Source organism: Brachyspira hampsonii (assembly GCF_001746205.1).
GTDB lineage: Bacteria > Spirochaetota > Brachyspiria > Brachyspirales > Brachyspiraceae > Brachyspira > Brachyspira hampsonii_B.
Genome location: NZ_MDCO01000014.1, coordinates 45,385 through 63,430, shown reverse-complemented (window position 1 = coordinate 63,430; position 18,046 = coordinate 45,385). Strand labels below are relative to the sequence as shown.

Here is an 18,046-nt window from a genome sequence, read left to right as displayed (position 1 = left end):
GTATACTTTCATGATAGAGTTAAAAGGAAAATACAATAAAGACTGCAAAATATTTACTGACAATATCGATGAAGAATCTTATTCTTTGATTTATAATATTTTAAATGAAAAAGCAAGCGAAAATGTTAAAGTTAGGATAATGCCGAACACCCATATTGGAAAGGGTATAGTAATAGGTTTTACAATGCCTTTAACTGACAGAGTAAATCCTTTTCATATAGGTGTTGATATAGGATGCGGAATGCTTACTTCAAAATTAAATGATAATATAAAAAATATTGAGCTTGAAAAAATTGACAAAACTATAAAACAAAATATTCCTATGGGAGTTAAAACTCATAAAAAAAGTAATTATTCATTTTTTAATTTCAAAGAATTAAATGAACTTATGAGGAACTTTATAATAGGTTATAATAAAAGATATAATACAAACTTTGCCATATTTGAAATAGATAATGATTATATAGAAAAATTATGCCAAAGAATAGAAATGGATTTAGAAAAATTTCATAACTCCATAGGAACATTAGGAGGAGGAAATCATTTTATAGAGATAGGAAGCTCCATAAATAATGATTACTTTCTCACTATACATTCAGGCTCAAGAAATTTCGGCACAATGGTATGCGAATATCATGCAAGAAAAAATAAAAAAAGAATAGAAGAAGCAAAAGATTTTTTAAATAGTGTAAATGATGCTAATGATAAAACAACAAAAGAATATAATGAATATAGTGAAATAGTAAGAAACGGAGACTATATATATGGCAAGGCTATGTTTGACTACTGCATCGATATGGTAATAGCTCAGTATTATGCTAAAATTAACCGAGAGGCTATGCTTAACATTATAAAATATTCTCTTAATATAAAATTAGAAGATACTTTTTCATCTATACATAATTTTATAGATTTTGAAGATTTTATAATAAGAAAAGGTGCTATAAGAAGTTATGAGGGAGAAAAAATGATAATTCCTTTTAACATGCGTGACGGCATACTAATATGCGAAGGAAAAAGCAATGAAGATTGGAATTTTTCAGCACCTCATGGAGCTGGAAGAGTACTTTCAAGAATGCAGGCAAGAAAACAAATAGATATGAAAGATTTTATAGAATCTATGAAAGGTATTTATTCAAGCAGCATATCAAAAAATACTTTAGATGAAGCACCACAGGCATATAAAGATTCAAAGGAAATAGAAAAATTAATAATGCCTACAGCAGATATAATAGACAGATTAAAACCTGTACTCAATATAAAAGCTTCTTAAAAAGAAAAATATAAAAAAATAATATTTAATTTTTAAACAAACATTTACTGAGTATTATAAAAAGTATCAATATACTTATATTCCTGAGAGCATTCTTAAAAATGAGTGTAGATAAAAGCTATTACTCTATTTTTTATTTAGTTAAAAAAAATTTAAAACCTAACAAAAGCTTGGGCGGGTGCTAAAATTTCTAAGTATATTACTAAAGATAATTAAAGTTAAATTTTTTGATAAAGTAAAAAAGAATAAAGGGCGGGGTATGTAAATAAAGTTTTAAATTTATTTTCACTCCCCACCCTTTAGGCTTATAATTTTAATCTGCTATTTTTGTCTCATTTTTATTTTTAACTCTACACTGTTATTTCTGCTGCCCACCCTAGATTTATTTAAATTTATTGCTTACACAACGCACGAAGAATTTTATTTATAAAATATAGAAAATAAAAAATATAATGAATTGATAGATAAAAGCCTATTCACCGTGCGTTATATTCATTATTAAAAAATATTATACAAATAAACTTTCCAGATGCTCACAATTTTTATTCTTCAGCACCTAATTCTTTTAACTTTTCTATAGCCTCATCTTCAGAAGCATAATATAAAACTCCGTCTCCGTCTTCATCTGTGCTGTTTATATCCATACCCAAATCCCTAACCAAATATTCAAACACTTCTACATTGTCATTCAAAGCAGCCATATGAAGCCCATTTGCATCATACATATTTTTAGAGTTTACAACATCAGAATCATACTGCACAAGCATTTTTATAACATCAACATTTCCAGTACCGCAAGCCCATAAAAAGGCATTCCAGCCGTCATCATCTTTTACATAAGGGTCTGCACCATTATCAAGTAAATATTTCATTATACCTAAATGTCTGTTGAATATGGCAAAAATCAAAGGGGTAGCCAGCAGAATGCTTCTTTAGTAGAGCAGTCTACATCAGCATCTAAATCTTTATTAGAACAGGCTAATCATTTAGAAGAACTTATGTCTTTCTTTAAGGTTTAAAATATTTTATTATAATGAATAATTTTTTAGCCTATAGATTAACTTCTATAGGCTTTTTATATTTGCATTCTTTTATAAAAAAATATATATTGTTTAATATAATAAAACTGAAAGAAATAAAAATGAAATATAAATTGATACTTTTAATAATCCTTATTATCTCTTGTAGAAATAATGATGATAATATATATAGTGAAAATATATTAAAAAGAGAAGAGATAGAAAGTAATGATTCTTTGGAATATTCGCAGTATATAGATTGTAATACTCTAATCAGAGGAAAAATTGATGATGATAATGATACAGATTTTTATCAGATAAATCCTACTAATGGTTTTGTAATGGATTTCACTATGTCTTTTTATAATCTTGATGCCAATATTCATATGGATATTATTTCTTCTGATAATGATACGATATTTAGTATTCATTCTAAGGATATTTCTAATTATAATGGATTGATGGAGTTCAAAGATATTTTACTTAATGATGATGTATATTATTTCAAATTAAATGCTGATAAAGAATGTAAATATAATCTGAAATTTATATTTAATGATGATTATCTGCCTTCAAATGAAATAGAGCCTAATAATAAGATTAATGAGGCTAATATTATTCACTATCCTAATGAAATGGTTTATGGATATTTTATAAAGTATTATTTTAATGTAGATGAATATATTAAACCATATATAAAAAAATCTGGGTTAATAGATATAGACTTTTATGAGATAAAAAATGATACTGACATAAATACTTCTATTAATATCAAATTAGAATATTCAAAAGATATAGATATGATTTTGTTTGATGAAAATTATAACTATTTAAAACAGGGTATAAATCAATTAAATACCTCATTTGAGGCTAATAAAAAGTATTATATAGCATTGATATGTTACGGATATGAATATATTACTGACAGATATGTTTTGCACTATGAGTTTAATTAATCTCAATAATTGAATTTAAATATTTATTAATTTATTAAAGTAAGTAAATACTGTATTATAATTTAAATTATACAAATTATTTTAATATTTTATTCTTCTAATATTTTTTACTTTTCCCTACCTTATTTAATCCCATATTATTTTGTTTAAATTTGACATTATGGACTTTTTTCAAAACTATTTTTTAATAATTTAAAATAATAGTATTTAAAATTTATAACAGTGTTTTAATTCTAGTAACACATTATTTCCTATAATAACTTCTTTCCAATCGCATAGTATAAAAGATTATATACTTTATTGCTGTATTTAAGTGTGTAATTGTATTTTTATAATATCAATAATATTAAACAATAAAAATAAAAATAAAAATAATTCTTGAAAAAAATACATATATATGTTATATTGTTTCAAGTTAATAAGGCTTGCTACTGTTAAATCAGGCAATACCAAACAATTATTATTAGTTATATTATAACTTATACTATTTTGTTTGGATTTTTTTTGCAATTTTATATTTTTGTGGCAAAATAATGATTATTAAAAAAATTTTAAATAATAATGTAGTTGCTTCAACTAGTGAAAATGGACAGGAAATAATTGTTGTTGGAAATGGGATAGGCTTTAGACAAAAAGCAGGTCAAGAAATTGATGATAAAAAAATAGATAAAATTTTTCGTATGGACACAGAGGCATCAACGGATAAACTAAAGCAGCTCTTTATAGAAGTAAAAATAGAATCAATAAATGCCAGCTCTGAAATTATAGAATATGCCAAAAAAAATCTAAAAAAAGACTTAAATAAAAATATATATATTACATTGACAGACCATATTGATTTTGCAATAGAGCGTTTTGAAAAAAGAATTGATTTTAGAAATGCACTTTATTGGGAAATACGAAAAATATATAAAAAAGAGTTTGAAATTGGTCAATATGCTTTAAATATAATAGAGAAACATTTTAGTATAAGATTACCAGAAGAAGAGGCTGCCGCTATTGCAACGCATATTGTAAATGCAGAATATGATGGAAATATGTCTCATACGGAATCAATGATAGGCATTGTAAAAGAATCAATAAATGTGGTAAGTCTTTTTGTCGGTAAGCAATTAGATGAGGATTCGCTGGATTATCAAAGATTTGTAACACATTTATTATTTTTTGCACAAAGAATTATTGAGAAAAAATTTTTAGAGGTGAAATCAAATGTTCTTGCCGATACTATAAAAAATGAATATCCGGAAGAATATAAATGTGCTATAAAAATATCTGATCTTCTTAGCAGAGAATATGGTATAGAAATAGGAGATGAGGAAATAACTTTTTTGGCGGTACATATTATAAGAGTGGTATCATAAAAAGAAAATAATATTTAGGACTTGTAACGATTAAATTCGGCAATATCCAGATTAAAAAGCAGGAAATAGGTCTGTTTTTTATCTGGATTTTTTTGTTTAAAAAACTGTATTTAGTCTCTGTACAAGATTCAAGATATATAAAATTTATAATTTTAAGGGAGAATAACTATGTCAGAACCTATTAGAAATTATGCAAAATTGGCACGCGACATAATAGTTGCCGTAGGAGGTGAAGGTAATATTACCAATGTGTCTCGCTGTACTACTAGGCTTCGTTTGGTGCTAAAGGAAACTCCAAATGATGCCAAAGAAAAAATTTCATCAATGCCAGGTGTGATTACGGTTGTTGAAAGAGGAGGTCAGTTCCAGATTGTAATCGGAACCCATGTAGGGGAAGTATTTGATACAGTATCAAAAGAACTTAATTTGGATACAAAACAAGGCGGTACTGCAGAAGTAAAAGAAAGTTTACTAAATAGAATTATTGCTACAATGTCAGCAGTTTTTGCACCTTTTGTATATATACTAGCAAGTGCAGGTCTTATTCAAGGATGTCTTATTATAATAACACAGTTTGCACCAGAGTTTGCAAAGACAGGAACTTATGAAGTAATAAGTTTTATGTCTTGGACACCATTTACATTCCTTCCTATATTTATAGCTATAACAGCATCAAAACATTTTAAATGTAATACATATATTGCCATTGTTTGCTGTTGTGCTCTTGTAAACCCAAGTTGGAATGATATGGCAGCTCGTATTGCAAATGGCGAAACAATAAAATTTTTGATATTTAGTTTATCAGAAACAACATATACCTCAAGCGTATTACCGCCTTTATTTTTAGTTTTGATTTTATCTTATTTGGAGCGTTTCTGTTATAAAATACTTCCGGATGTTATTAAACCTTTAGCAACACCTTTTATATGTCTTTTAATTATGGTTCCAGCAACAATAATTGTAATCGGCCCTGTTTCAGATAAGCTTGCAAGTGCTATTGCAGCAGGATATAATTTCATTTATTATTCAGTTCCTGCTCTTGCTGCTTTAGTAATAGGCGGTTTTTGGCAAGTTGTTGTTATATTCGGTGTTCATTGGGGAATTACTCCGGTTGTACTTGCAGATTTTGCAAATAACGGCAGCAACTCATTTCAGGCTTTCCAAACATGTGCCGTTGTAGCACAAGCTGCAGCTGCTTTTGGTGTATTCTTAAAATCAAGAAACAAGGATTTTAAACGTGTTGCTTTTTCTGCAGGTTTGACAGGCGTTTTTGGAATTACAGAACCGGCAATTTATGGTGTTACATTAAGACTGAAAAAACCTTTTATATGTGGCTGTATAGCTGGTGCAATAGGGGCTGTTGTAACAAGTTTCTTTGGATCAATGTACTATATATATACAGGACTTCCGGGTGTTTTAACTGTTGTTAATGCTATAAGTCCAAAAAATCCTAATTCGTTTATTGGTGAAATAGTAGGCTGCGGTATTGCAATTATAGGTGCCATCATACTTGTGCAGATTGTAGGTTTTGAAGACCCTGTAAATTCGGATATATCTGATAAATAATAATAATTATAAATCAGTTTATGCTGGAAAAAATAGTTAAATTTTATCTAAACAATATTATTATAATTATAATAAAAAAAATAATTAATAAACTTAGAATGGAGTAAGTTATGAGTTTACCAAATAATTTTTTATGGGGCGGAGCAGTAGCTGCCCATCAGCTTGAAGGAGGCTGGAATGAAGGAGGAAAAGGTATAAGCGTAAGCGATGTTCTTACAGCTGGTGCCCATGGTGTTATGCGTCGTATAACTGACGGCATTGTAGATGGTGAAAGATATCCTAATCATGATGGAATTGATTTTTATCATAAATATAAAGATGATATTGCATTATTTGCTGAAATGGGATTTAAATGTTTTCGTACATCAATAGCTTGGACAAGGATTTTTCCTAATGGTGATGAAGCAGAGCCTAATGAAGAAGGTTTAAAATTTTATGATGATATGTTTGATGAACTGCTTAAACATAATATTGAGCCTGTTATAACACTCAGTCATTTTGAAATGCCGTATCATTTAGCTAAAGAATATGGCGGTTGGTTAAATAGAAAAGTTATAGATTTCTTTGTAAAATATGCTGTTACTGTTATGAACCGCTATAAAAATAAGGTTAAGTATTGGATGACATTTAATGAAATAAATAATCAAAGCAATACTTCAGCAGAGATTTTTGGCTGGACTTGCTCTGGTGTAAAATATGATAAGTTCGATGATCCTAAAAAAGCTATGTATCAGGCTGTACACCATGAACTTGTCGCTTCTGCACTTGTTGTAAAAAAAGGGCATGAAATCAATCCTAATTTTAAAATAGGCTGTATGTGCTCTTTTGTTCCTTTTTATCCATACTCTTGTAATCCAGATGATATAATGATTGCTGCTGAAAGTATGCATGAGCGTTTTTACTTTGCTGATGTTCATTGTCGTGGGCATTATCCTTCTTTTGCAAAAAAACAATGGCAAAGAGAAAATAATGCCCCTATTATGGAGCCAGAAGATGAAAAGATATTAGCAGAAGGAAAAGTTGATTATTTAGGATTTAGTTATTATATGTCAAATGCTGTAAAAGCTGATGTACAGAAAGATATAAAGTCAACTATGGATGGAAGTACGGCAAATTCAATAGCAAATCCTTATGTAAAGGCTTCTGATTGGGGTTGGCAGATTGATCCTGTTGGGCTTAGATATTCTCTTGTTACACTTTACGAACGATATGAAATTCCTTTATTTATAGTAGAAAATGGTTTTGGTGCTATTGATGAATTAAAGCCGGACTGCTCTTGCGATGATGATTATCGTATTGACTATCTTAAAGCACATATAAAAGAGTTAAAAAAGGCCGTTGAAATTGATGGCGTAAATCTTATAGGATATACTCCTTGGGGATGTATAGATTTAGTTTCATTTACGACAGGCGAGCTTAAAAAACGCTATGGCTTTATATATGTAGATAAAAATGATGATGGTTCAGGTACTGGAAACAGATATAAAAAGAAATCTTTTGCTTGGTATAAAAAAGTTATAGCTTCTAACGGAGAAGATTTAGATTGATTGATATGCGAATGATTTAAATTTAAGCGATAAATGGCATTTGATAACTGACACAGGAAGTTATCAGATATTTTTAAGCGAGTTTATCGCTAGCAATAATAAAAGATTTAGACTGATTATTACGCACGGTGAGTGAAATTTAAAATATATGATGATTTAAAATTATATTTAAATAATATATAAAAATGCATTTACCGTGCGTTAATAAAAATTAATAGTCTAATAACAGCTAGGGTGGGCATGCTTTTTATATTTTAAATAACAAATATTAATAAAATCACAACTTAAATAAAGATAAAAAATTTAGAGGGTGGGGTTTTAGAATAAATTTTATTTTTTTGATTTTTTTCTAATTCCCGCCCTTTATATTTTTTAACTTACTTTGTAATTTTATATTTAATTTTTTTTATTGCTGAAAAAGAAATTTTAGCACCCGCCCAAGTTTTGATTAGAATTAAAAAATTATTCACCGCACGATAAATAAAATTAAAAAATATTATTTTATTTTGAATGTGGTTTTTATTATATTTATAATATTCGCTTACCGTGCGTTATCTAACACTATAATCATTATCTACATTAAAAGATAAATTAACTTCAAGATTCTCTAGTGTTTTATTTTTATAATCTTCTTTTATTTGCACGTATATATTATATAATGCACTCATGTTTATGAATTTTTCATATATTTCATTTTCCTTTCCATTGAATGCACTCTCTTTGAAAAGCTCAAATAAATAATTATTGATTAAATGATATGTATAAAGCTGAGTTTTGTATACAGTGATATTTTTTCCTTCTGATTCAAAATTAAAATTAATTTTTTCAGATGAATGCAGTTCATTAAAAAACTCATTATCAGCACATATTTCAGGAATAAATAGAAATAAATCTGTTGCAAGAGTATAGTCTTTTGTAAGCTTTTCTGCCCAATTCCCTAATTTATCATAATCTTCTTCAGACTCTTTTAAGTTTAAAACTATATTTGAATATTCCTGAATAAATTTTAGAATATCATTATTTCTGAATGGATAAGGAGTATAAGTTTCATTATCCTGCACCAAAAAGAAAAATTGTTTGTCTGATGAAAAATCGGTTTCATTCCAAGTTTTTACATATTCATTCATTTTATTTGAAAGCTCAGCTATATTAACATCATTTATTCTAAGCTCTCCTATAGAGTAATCATTAGAAGCCTTAGCCCCATATATTTTAATGTAGCAAATTTTTTGATTTCCTATTCTTTTTAAAATATCATCTTTAAACATATCCCAATAAGTATTTATATTTTTTGGCTTTCCGTTATCTTGCCCCATATTAACTAAATTACTAGTATAAACTTTCCATTTATGTTTTTTTCCGGCAAATTCTGTTTCAACTTCATCAAGTATTGTGTTTTCATTCATAGCCTTTATACCTGTCATTATTCCAAATATAAAACTTCCATTTGAAAGTCCTGCAGCAGTATTGGCATTTTTTCCAGCACTAGCACAGCATTCAAATATATCTCTATCCCAATCAGGACTAGATATATAATAGTTAATAACAGCACTTTTATCTGTTACAGTTTCTAAATAAGCATTAATAAATATATTCCATTTTTTTATGAGAATACTTCCTTCTACTATTTCATTTTCTATATCATTCGCTAAAATAGAAGATATATCCTTTATTATAGAATCAGGTTCATCAATATTAACAGAATTAGCCTCATAATGTATGCTTCCATTTTGAATATATTCTTTTAAATTATTATATAAATTGCTGAAATAATCATATTCTTCATCGCTTATATAATGCCTATTCATTTCTAATGTATATAATGCTCTGTCTATATTTAAATTAGCATTGCTCATATCAGACTTTCCTGAATATGCATAAGCAATTTTATAAAACCAAGTATGATTGCTTTTAGTTTCCTCAGATAAAGAATTTAATATATCTATTGCTAAGTCAAATTCAGAAATATTGTTGTATGCAACGGCAAGCTGTCCTTTAATATCATCATTTAGTTGTTCTTGAGGCAAAGAAAGTATTAATTTAATAATTTCTCTATGATTTCCTTCTTCATATAATTTTTGAAATTGTGCATCTAATTCTTCATTATTCATAGATAAAATCCTTATTTATTATTAGTAGAATATAATACATTTATAATAATAAAACAATATATTTTTGTTTAACTTTTTTATAATTTTAGTATATAATAGATTCAATATCATTATAAGGAGTTATAAAATGACAAAAGTTGTTTTAATTCGTCATGGTGAGAGTGTTTGGAACAAAGAAAATCTGTTTACAGGCTGGGCAGATGTTACTTTGTCTGAAAAAGGTATAGAAGAAGCTAAAGCAGGCGGTGTAGAACTTAAAAAAGCAGGCTTCACTTTTGATAAAGCATATACTTCTACTTTAACACGTGCTATAAAAACTTTAAATTTAGTATTAGAAGAAATGGGACTTTTATGGATACCTGTAGAGAAGTGCTGGCAGTTAAATGAAAGACATTACGGAGCTTTACAAGGACTAAACAAATCACAGACAGCTGAAAAATACGGAGAAGATCAAGTAAAAATTTGGAGAAGAAGCTATGATACTCCTCCTCCAGCTTTAACTAAAGATGATGAAAGATATCCCGGACATGATCCTCGTTATAAAAACTTATCAGAAAAAGAGCTTCCTTTAACTGAATGCTTAAAAGATACAGTTGCAAGAGTAGTACCTTTCTGGGAAAATGTTATACTTCCTGATATTAAAGCAGGTAAAAAAATCATTATAGCAGCACATGGAAACAGCTTAAGAGCATTAGTAAAATATTTAGATAATATATCTGATGCCGATATTACTGAACTTAATATACCTACAGGAATGCCTTTGGTTTATGAGCTTGATGATAATTTCAAAGCAGTTAATAAACAGTATTTAGGAGATCCTGAGGCAGTTAAAAAAGCTATGGAAGCAGTAGCTAATCAAGGTAAGAAAAAATAAGAAATATATAGTTTTTTTATTTGCTTAAAAATAGAAAAGGAAGTCTTTAATTATTAAAAGACTTCCTTTTTTATTAATTGTATTTTATTTTAATTATTTTTTTTATTTAGAAAGCCAAAAATATAAATTATAGGCTCAATAAAAATATCATATAGAAATCGGATTATATTTATTACTAAAAATCGTTTCACTAAAAACATAATAATCAATACACTCTTAATAATTTCAAAGACTGTATCTAATATAGTAATTAAAATTTTTTCAAAGTCTGTAAATAAAAATAAACTTACAGCTGATACTATAAAGATAATTTCAAGCATATTAAATCCTTAAAAAATTGTATTTAAGAATAATACATTTTAATGATGACATTTTTTGTCGTGATTAATAATTACTTATATAAATTTTCATTATTTAATTCGCTTTGAGCAAAATTTCTCAAGTAATTCTGAACTAATTCTAAATCTTCTTTTGTATCTATACCATGAATAAATTTGTTGGTTTCTAAAACTTTTATTTTCATTCCATTATAAAGCCATCTTAATTGTTCAAGTTTTTCTATTACCTCATATCGGCATTCTTTTAAATTTTCTATTTTTAATAGAACATCTCTTCTAAAAGCATAAACACCTATATGTTTATAGTATTCAGTATTTATATTCTGATCAAATCTTTTATGAGGTATGGAAGCCCTAGAAAAATACATTGCATAATTATTTATATCCGTAACAACTTTAACCGCATTCTCATCTTTTATTAAAGGGCTATTATCTTCTATCTTTGTTTTTAAAGTGGCAATATCAACATTTTCATCTTCAAAGGCATCTATTAAAGGGTTAAGTACCGATTCATCTATTAAAGGCTCATCACCTTGTACATTAATAATAATATCGCTTTCAATTTTTTTAGCAACTTCTATAATTCTTGAAGTTCCTGAAGTATGTTCTGATGAAGTCATTACTGCCTTAGCATTATTTTTTTCACATATATCCATTATTTCTTTAGAGTCAGTTGCCACAATGCAGTCATCTATTTTTTCAGCGGCTTTAACATTATCATATACCGCTATTATTATTGGTTTACCAAGTAATTCATAAGTTAATTTTTTTGGAAATCTAGTTGAATCATATCTGGCAGGTATTATTGCTGTGATTTTAGGCATTTTATTTAACTCCAATATATTTATTTTTCTTATTTTTTATTTAGAATTAAGCATTTCTTTGGATATATTTATAAATTTTTCCTTAAATTCTTCTATAGTTTTTGATTCTGATAATACAACAGGATACATACTCATTCTTGAGATTTTTGTAAATAGAGATAGAAGACCTAAATACTTTTCATTGCTGTTTTTATTAGTTAAAAACATTGTGAGCAAATGAACCGGTTTTTTATCAAGTGCCGAGTAGTTTAATCCTTTTTTCGATATTGCAAATATTATATCATTATCTTCAACTTGATTTGTTCTTACATGCGGAAAAGCAACACCATACCCCAAACCGCTGCTTATAATATCTTCTTTTTTATACATAGACTCTATTATTTGTGCTATATTTATTCTAAGACCATTAGCCTCTGAATATATCAGCATTTCACTGATAGCTTCGTCTTTATTATTTGCTTTTAAATCTAAAATGACATAAGAATTCTTTATGTATTTTTCAACATCACTTAATGAAATCATATAATCAAACCTTCATTGTATATAATATAATAATTTAATATAAAAAGTTTATATTAAATTCCAAAATTATCTTTTAAATATTGCTTCATAGTATATTTTTTTTGTATTATTTCTAATGTGATATTAAGCGGATATATAGTTTTATAATTCTTGAAACTAATTCCTATAGTTTCATCATCTAGATCTATATCCCTTGACAAATCCCAATGACCATTAAACTTTTTTCTTATAACTTCGCCTATATAGGCACTTATAGAAAATATAAAATTCCTATTATCATCTCTTTCCAATACCAAATTGATTTTTTCTTTAAAAAATTTATCTATTTCTAATAAACTTTCTATAGTATAATCAGCATGATAGCCTTCCCGCATCAAAAAATTACTTATCCAATCAGATGCTCTTGAAAGTTCTTCTTCTGGCAAAAGGTATTTTGGCATAATATAAATCCTTATTATAATATTACATTTTATTTTATAATATGTCAACTTATAATTTCATATAATATTATAAATTTGTACCCTCATCTAATAATTTATAAAACCAAGCATTTTTAGAATTATTCAAAGGAAGTATGTATTTTTCACCGTAAATATCTGTGATTTGATTTTTTATTATAATATACTTCTTCAAAACTAATTTTATTTATTAATGTTTTGTCTAGCTAATTATACAGCTGCATACTTCATAATACCATCACTTCTTTTGTAATGCTTTCCATATTGACGAAGTGCTCCTATGATATCGTAGGCAGAGGACTCATATTTATATATTAAAATAATAGCTTGTACAATATGTAAAACATTGTTCCTATAATTGACAAATACTAAAATTTTATAAATAATAATGCAAATAGATATATATATAAAATTTCTTTTCGTATAAACACTGCCAAGGTATAAAACAAATCAAATTATAAAAAATAATATAAAATATATTTTTTATATGTTCGTTTTTTTCACTTGAAATTTATAAGTTATGTTATATTATATATAAGAATTATAATTTATAAGGAGTTTTAATATGTCTTTAATAGATGATATAGTAGCTAGAGAAATATTAGATTCAAGAGGAAACCCTACAGTAGAAGTAGATGTTTACTTAGACAGCGGCGTTATGGGAAGAGCTGCAGTTCCATCAGGAGCTTCTACAGGAGAACATGAGGCAGTAGAATTAAGAGACGGCGATAAATCAAGATATATGGGTAAAGGTGTTCAAAAAGCCGTAGAAAATGTTAATGAAATTATTTGCAATGATTTAATAGGTATGGATGCTTTAGATCAGGTTGAAATAGACAGAACTATGATCGAACTTGACGGCACAGAAAATAAAGGTAAATTAGGTGCTAATGCTATATTAGGTGTTTCACTTGCTGTAGCAAAAGCTGCTGCTGAAGAATTAGGTATGCCTTTATACAGATATATTGGCGGTACTAACGCTAAAACTTTACCTGTTCCTATGGCTAATATCTTAAACGGAGGTGCTCACTCATCAGCTCCAATCGACTTCCAAGAATATATGGTTATGCCTGTTGGTGCTCCTACTTTCAAAGAAGGAATACGCTATGTAGCTGAAGTATTCCATAACTTAAAAAATATACTTCATGACAGAGGTTTAAGCACTACTGTTGGTGATGAAGGCGGATTTGCCCCTACTCTTAAAGATAATGAAGAGCCTCTTCAAGTAATTATGCAGGCTATTGAAAAAGCAGGATACAAACCAGGTGATGATATAATGATAGCTATGGACCCTGCTTCAAGCGAATTCTATAACAAAGATAAGAAAAAATATGTATTCCATAAATCTGACAACAGAGAATTAACTCCTGCTGAAATGGTTGATTTCTATGTTAATTTATGCAGCAAATATCCAATTATATCTATAGAAGACGGTGTTGCTGAAGATGATTGGGACGGATGGAAAATATTAACTGAAAAATTAGGCGGTAAAGTTCAGTTAGTAGGTGATGATTTGTTTGTTACTAATGTAAAAAGACTTCAAATGGGTTTAGACAAAGGTGTTGCTAATTCTATTTTGATTAAAGTTAATCAAATCGGTACTTTAACTGAAACTTTAGATTCTATTGAACTTGCTAAAACTCATAACTATACTGCTGTAGTTTCTCACAGATCTGGTGAAACAGAAGATTCTACTATTGCTGATATAGTAGTAGCTACTAATGCAGGTCAAATCAAAACAGGTTCGGCTTCAAGAAGTGATAGGATTGCTAAATACAATCAATTATTAAGAATTGAAGAAGAATTAGGCAGCAGAGCTATTTACTTAGGTAAAAAAGCATTTTATAATGTTATAAAATAATAATATTGATTAAGCATTAAATAATAATTTAGCTTTAAAGCTAATATAATGGGGTGATAATGATATTTTGTTATCACCTCTTTTTTTATATTTTGTATATAAAGATAAAAATTATTTGCCTCTGGAAGAGCTTTAAAGCAAATAATTTTTATTAGCAATAATAAAAAGCATTTTATAATGTTATGAAATAATAATATGCAGTAACAAGATATTGTTACTGTCTTTTTGTTTATCCATTCGCGCACGCTGGACGAAGCAAAAAGTATAAAACGATTAATAGTACAATTTTTGCAATATTTTAAAATCTATTCTGCGTGCGTTAAWGAAGTCATAAACATAACAAAAATAGGAATTGATGAAAAATGGTTAGATCCTTTGAATAAAGGTTTTGATAAATGTGATATTACAGACACTGAAGGCGGACAGGCGTCTAAGAACGAAACAGCAATGTTTTTGGCTCAGACTACACACGAGAGCAATAATTATAAAAGGCTTGAAGAGAGTTTTAATTATAAACCTGAAAGACTTTTTGAAGTATTCAAAAAAAGAGTTGGAAGTTTGGAGAAAGCTAAAGAGTTATGCTCTAAGGGTTCTAAGGCTATAGGAGATTTTGTTTACGGCGGTAGATTAGAAATATTTATGATATGATAATATAAATTTGTCTTTTTGCAGCTTGACAAAGTCTGCTTTAGCATCGGTAAAAAAGCTGATATAATTTTTTTCCTTATAATACAACTCAAATAAAATTTTACTTCTTTGATTTATTTTTAAAACCACCCAACATTTATTTAAATTTATAATGGACTTGTTTAAAAACTACTTGACAAGATTGTATATAAAATTTTCATGATTTATAAATTATAAAAGATGTTTTATATGTTGTATATTTTAATATATAAATATGCAATCTTTCCTGCCGAAAACACACATAGCAAGGTGTACTGCCCAAGTTAAATGCCTTGCCTACATCAAAGACTGTCTACTTCACAATTATTAAATAAAATCAGTTTTGAAACAAGTATAATATTAATTACAAATCAAATATTGACATTTTATTTTTATAACAATAATTCTTTGACTTTTTTTATAATTTAATTATACTTTAGTTATATAATAAATAAAACTTTTAATTTGGAGTATTAACATGGCTGTTTTAGTATGCGGAGGAGCTGGATATATAGGCTCACATGTAGTTAATGAACTTTTAAATCAGAATATCGAAACTGTTATAATAGATTCATTAGAATATGGACATAAAGATGCTATTAAAGACTGCAAAAATTTTTATCATGGAAATATAGGAGATAGTGATTTACTTGATAAAATTTTTAAGAGTCATAATATAGATTCTGTTATGCATTTATGTGCTTATATAGAAGTTGGTGAAAGTGTACAAAATCCAGCTAAATATTATTATAATAATGTATCTAATTCAATTAATCTTCTTAATGCTATGCTTAAAGCAAAAGTAAAGAATTTCATATTCTCTTCTACAGCTGCTGTTTACGGAGAGCCTGAAAAAATACCTTTAGAAGAGGACTGCAGAAAAGAACCTACTAATCCCTACGGCGATAGTAAATTGGCATTAGAAAAAATACTATCTTGGTATAGTAAAGCTTATGATTTTAACTATGTAGCTTTAAGATATTTTAATGCTTCAGGTGCTCACCCAGATGGACATATTGGCGAAGATCATAAACCTGAATCACATTTAATACCATTGATACTTCAAGTACCTCTTGGAAAAAGAGATTCAATAAAAATATTCGGTGATGACTACCCTACTCCTGATGGAACTTGCCTAAGAGATTATATACATGTATGCGATTTAGCTTTAGCACATATTGCTGCTATGAATTACTTAAAGAACGGTGGTAAAAGTGTTTCATGCAATTTAGGTAATGGAAATGGATTCAGCGTAAAAGAAGTTATTGAAGTAGCTAGAAAAGTAACAGGGCATCCTATACCTGCCGAAGTTTGCCCTAGAAGAGCAGGAGATTCATCAGAACTTATAGCAAGCAGTAAAAGAGCAAAAGAAGTTTTAGGCTGGACACCTACTATAGACTCATTGGAAACTATAGTACAAACCGCATGGAATTGGCATAAGAATCACCCCAACGGATATAATGACAGATAATATTTATGTGAAAAACAAAGGGGCTTAAATTAAGTCCCTTTTTTATACAGCTTAATTTTATTCCCCGCCCTATATATTTACTGTTTTCATTACAAATATTAATTATTTTTTCTTTTTAAGCTAAAATTAAAAAATCACAACCCACCCAAGCTTTTATTAAATTTGCTGCTTATCTCAACGCACGGTGAAAAGATTTTTATTATATAATCTAAATTTGAATGATTAATTAATTTATATGTTTAGAATAGCTAACCGTGCGTTTTTTAAGCTGTATATTTTAAATAAGCTAGGGCGGGAATGCTTTTTAGATTATAGCTATAAAGGAAATGAAAACAAAAGTTTGTAAATTAATTGCAAAGCATAGTGGGCGGGGAATGAGAATAAAATTTTAATATAATAAAAAATACGGGGCTTTTAAAGCCCCGTTAAAATAATATAAGATTATCTGTTTCTGTAATATGGTTTATTATAACCGCCTCTGTCATTATATCTCTTATTATTATAACCGCCTTTTCTTTTTGAATATACTTTAACACTTCTGTATGGAGGCTCACCATCACTCTTAGTTTCAACATCATTATCATTTTGTAATTCTAAGTGTATAATTCTTCTCTCATAAGGCGACATAGGATCTAAAGCTACAACTCTTCTAGTCTTTTTGGCCTGCTGAGCCGCTTGACGAGCTATATGTTTTAGTGTTTCTTCTCGTCTTTCTCTGTATCCATCAACATCTAATATAATATGTCTTTCAGCATCATCATTAAATTTCTTAGAAGCTATTAATGATATTATGAACTGTAAAGCCTCTAATGTAGCACCTTTTTTACCTATTAAAACTCCAGAATCCTCCGTAGAAATATTAATATAAATTCTTTTTTCACTCTCTTCTTTAGCAGTAACTTCAGCCTCAACTCCCATATACTTTAATATATTAGATACTATAGATTGAAATTCACCCAAATTCGTAGAAATTTCCTCATAATAAACTCTTATAATAGTAGGAGATTCCTCTCCAAAACCTAACAATGTTCGTTTCCCCTTATCTATTACCTCAATTCTAACCTGATCTTCTGTAAGATTAAGTTCTTCTAATGCCTTACTAACGGCATCCTTTTCTGATTTGCCACTAAACTCTTTTACTAACATAGTATCCTCCTTTCTATATGAAAAGTAATATCTTAATATTACTTTTAATTTGC

General features: G+C 28.1%; 15 protein-coding genes and 2 pseudogenes. 10 read left to right on the top strand and 7 right to left on the bottom strand.

Annotated features, from left to right (window positions below; all coding sequences use genetic code 11):
* Positions 1–10 precede the first annotated feature (10 nt).
* The gene (locus tag BFL38_RS13665) at positions 11–1,273 is read left to right on the top strand and encodes an RtcB family protein (RefSeq protein ID WP_069727557.1); all 1,263 of its coding nucleotides are present in this window, start codon (positions 11–13) and stop codon (positions 1,271–1,273) included.
* A gap of 542 nt (positions 1,274–1,815) precedes the next feature.
* On the opposite strand, the pseudogene BFL38_RS13660 reads toward BFL38_RS13665, so the two are convergent.
* Positions 1,816–2,190, bottom strand: a pseudogene (locus tag BFL38_RS13660) (ankyrin repeat domain-containing protein); the annotation flags it as partial.
* On the opposite strand from BFL38_RS13660, the gene BFL38_RS15215 reads away from it, so the two are divergent.
* The 5 genes from BFL38_RS15215 (at position 2,155) to BFL38_RS13640 (ending at position 7,722) form a co-directional block, all read left to right on the top strand.
* The gene (locus tag BFL38_RS15215) at positions 2,155–2,292 is read left to right on the top strand and encodes a hypothetical protein (RefSeq protein WP_176720588.1); all 138 of its coding nucleotides are present in this window, start codon (positions 2,155–2,157) and stop codon (positions 2,290–2,292) included. The pseudogene BFL38_RS13660 and the gene BFL38_RS15215 sit on opposite strands and share 36 nt — an antisense overlap.
* Positions 2,293–2,414: 122 nt before the next feature.
* Complete coding sequence (locus BFL38_RS13655) at positions 2,415–3,248, top strand: hypothetical protein (protein WP_069727596.1); 834 nt, start codon at positions 2,415–2,417, stop codon at positions 3,246–3,248.
* Between the two features lie 533 nt (positions 3,249–3,781).
* Positions 3,782–4,609, top strand: a complete 828-nt coding sequence (gene licT, locus BFL38_RS13650) for a BglG family transcription antiterminator LicT (RefSeq protein WP_069727556.1) — start codon at positions 3,782–3,784, stop codon at positions 4,607–4,609.
* A gap of 168 nt (positions 4,610–4,777) precedes the next feature.
* On the top strand, positions 4,778–6,175 hold the full coding sequence (locus BFL38_RS13645; protein ID WP_069727555.1) for a PTS transporter subunit EIIC: 1,398 nt from the start codon (positions 4,778–4,780) through the stop codon (positions 6,173–6,175).
* A 110-nt stretch (positions 6,176–6,285) separates the two neighbouring features.
* Positions 6,286–7,722 (top strand): 6-phospho-beta-glucosidase, encoded by a 1,437-nt coding sequence (locus BFL38_RS13640; RefSeq protein WP_069727554.1) that lies wholly within the window; start codon positions 6,286–6,288, stop codon positions 7,720–7,722.
* A 551-nt stretch (positions 7,723–8,273) separates the two neighbouring features.
* Here BFL38_RS13640 and BFL38_RS13635 read toward each other — a convergent pair.
* A complete protein-coding gene (locus BFL38_RS13635) occupies positions 8,274–9,833 on the bottom strand; it encodes a DUF6348 family protein (RefSeq protein ID WP_069727553.1) in 1,560 nt (519 codons plus the stop codon).
* Between the two features lie 127 nt (positions 9,834–9,960).
* Between BFL38_RS13635 and gpmA the strand changes: the two genes are divergently transcribed.
* A complete protein-coding gene (gpmA, locus tag BFL38_RS13630; protein ID WP_020003703.1) occupies positions 9,961–10,707 on the top strand; it encodes a 2,3-diphosphoglycerate-dependent phosphoglycerate mutase in 747 nt (248 codons plus the stop codon).
* A gap of 391 nt (positions 10,708–11,098) precedes the next feature.
* Here gpmA and kdsB read toward each other — a convergent pair whose 3' ends face one another.
* The 4 genes from kdsB to BFL38_RS15625 all read right to left on the bottom strand — a co-directional run bounded on the left by kdsB (position 11,099) and on the right by BFL38_RS15625 (position 13,024).
* Complete coding sequence (gene kdsB, locus BFL38_RS13620; protein ID WP_069727551.1) at positions 11,099–11,869, bottom strand: 3-deoxy-manno-octulosonate cytidylyltransferase; 771 nt, start codon at positions 11,867–11,869, stop codon at positions 11,099–11,101.
* A 36-nt stretch (positions 11,870–11,905) separates the two neighbouring features.
* Positions 11,906–12,391, bottom strand: coding sequence for a PTS sugar transporter subunit IIA (locus BFL38_RS13615; RefSeq protein ID WP_069727550.1), 486 nt, complete (start codon positions 12,389–12,391; stop codon positions 11,906–11,908).
* A 53-nt stretch (positions 12,392–12,444) separates the two neighbouring features.
* Positions 12,445–12,831 (bottom strand): hypothetical protein, encoded by a 387-nt coding sequence (locus BFL38_RS13610; RefSeq protein ID WP_069727549.1) that lies wholly within the window; start codon positions 12,829–12,831, stop codon positions 12,445–12,447.
* A 67-nt stretch (positions 12,832–12,898) separates the two neighbouring features.
* Positions 12,899–13,024, bottom strand: coding sequence for a hypothetical protein (locus BFL38_RS15625; RefSeq protein WP_256097278.1), 126 nt, complete (start codon positions 13,022–13,024; stop codon positions 12,899–12,901).
* Between the two features lie 390 nt (positions 13,025–13,414).
* Between BFL38_RS15625 and eno the strand changes: the two genes are divergently transcribed.
* From eno to galE, 3 genes and pseudogenes are all read left to right on the top strand, one after another.
* Positions 13,415–14,710 carry a phosphopyruvate hydratase gene (eno, locus tag BFL38_RS13605; protein WP_069727548.1) on the top strand — a complete coding sequence of 432 codons (1,296 nt, stop codon included), beginning with the start codon at positions 13,415–13,417 and terminating at the stop codon, positions 14,708–14,710.
* A gap of 330 nt (positions 14,711–15,040) precedes the next feature.
* Positions 15,041–15,340, top strand: a pseudogene (locus tag BFL38_RS13600) (glycoside hydrolase family 19 protein); the annotation flags it as partial.
* 514 nt (positions 15,341–15,854) lie between these two features.
* The gene (galE, locus tag BFL38_RS13595; protein WP_069727547.1) at positions 15,855–16,847 is read left to right on the top strand and encodes a UDP-glucose 4-epimerase GalE; all 993 of its coding nucleotides are present in this window, start codon (positions 15,855–15,857) and stop codon (positions 16,845–16,847) included.
* Between the two features lie 441 nt (positions 16,848–17,288).
* Here galE and jag read toward each other — a convergent pair whose 3' ends face one another.
* Positions 17,289–17,993 (bottom strand): RNA-binding cell elongation regulator Jag/EloR, encoded by a 705-nt coding sequence (gene jag, locus BFL38_RS13590; protein WP_069727546.1) that lies wholly within the window; start codon positions 17,991–17,993, stop codon positions 17,289–17,291.
* Between the last annotated feature and the right edge of the window lie 53 nt (positions 17,994–18,046).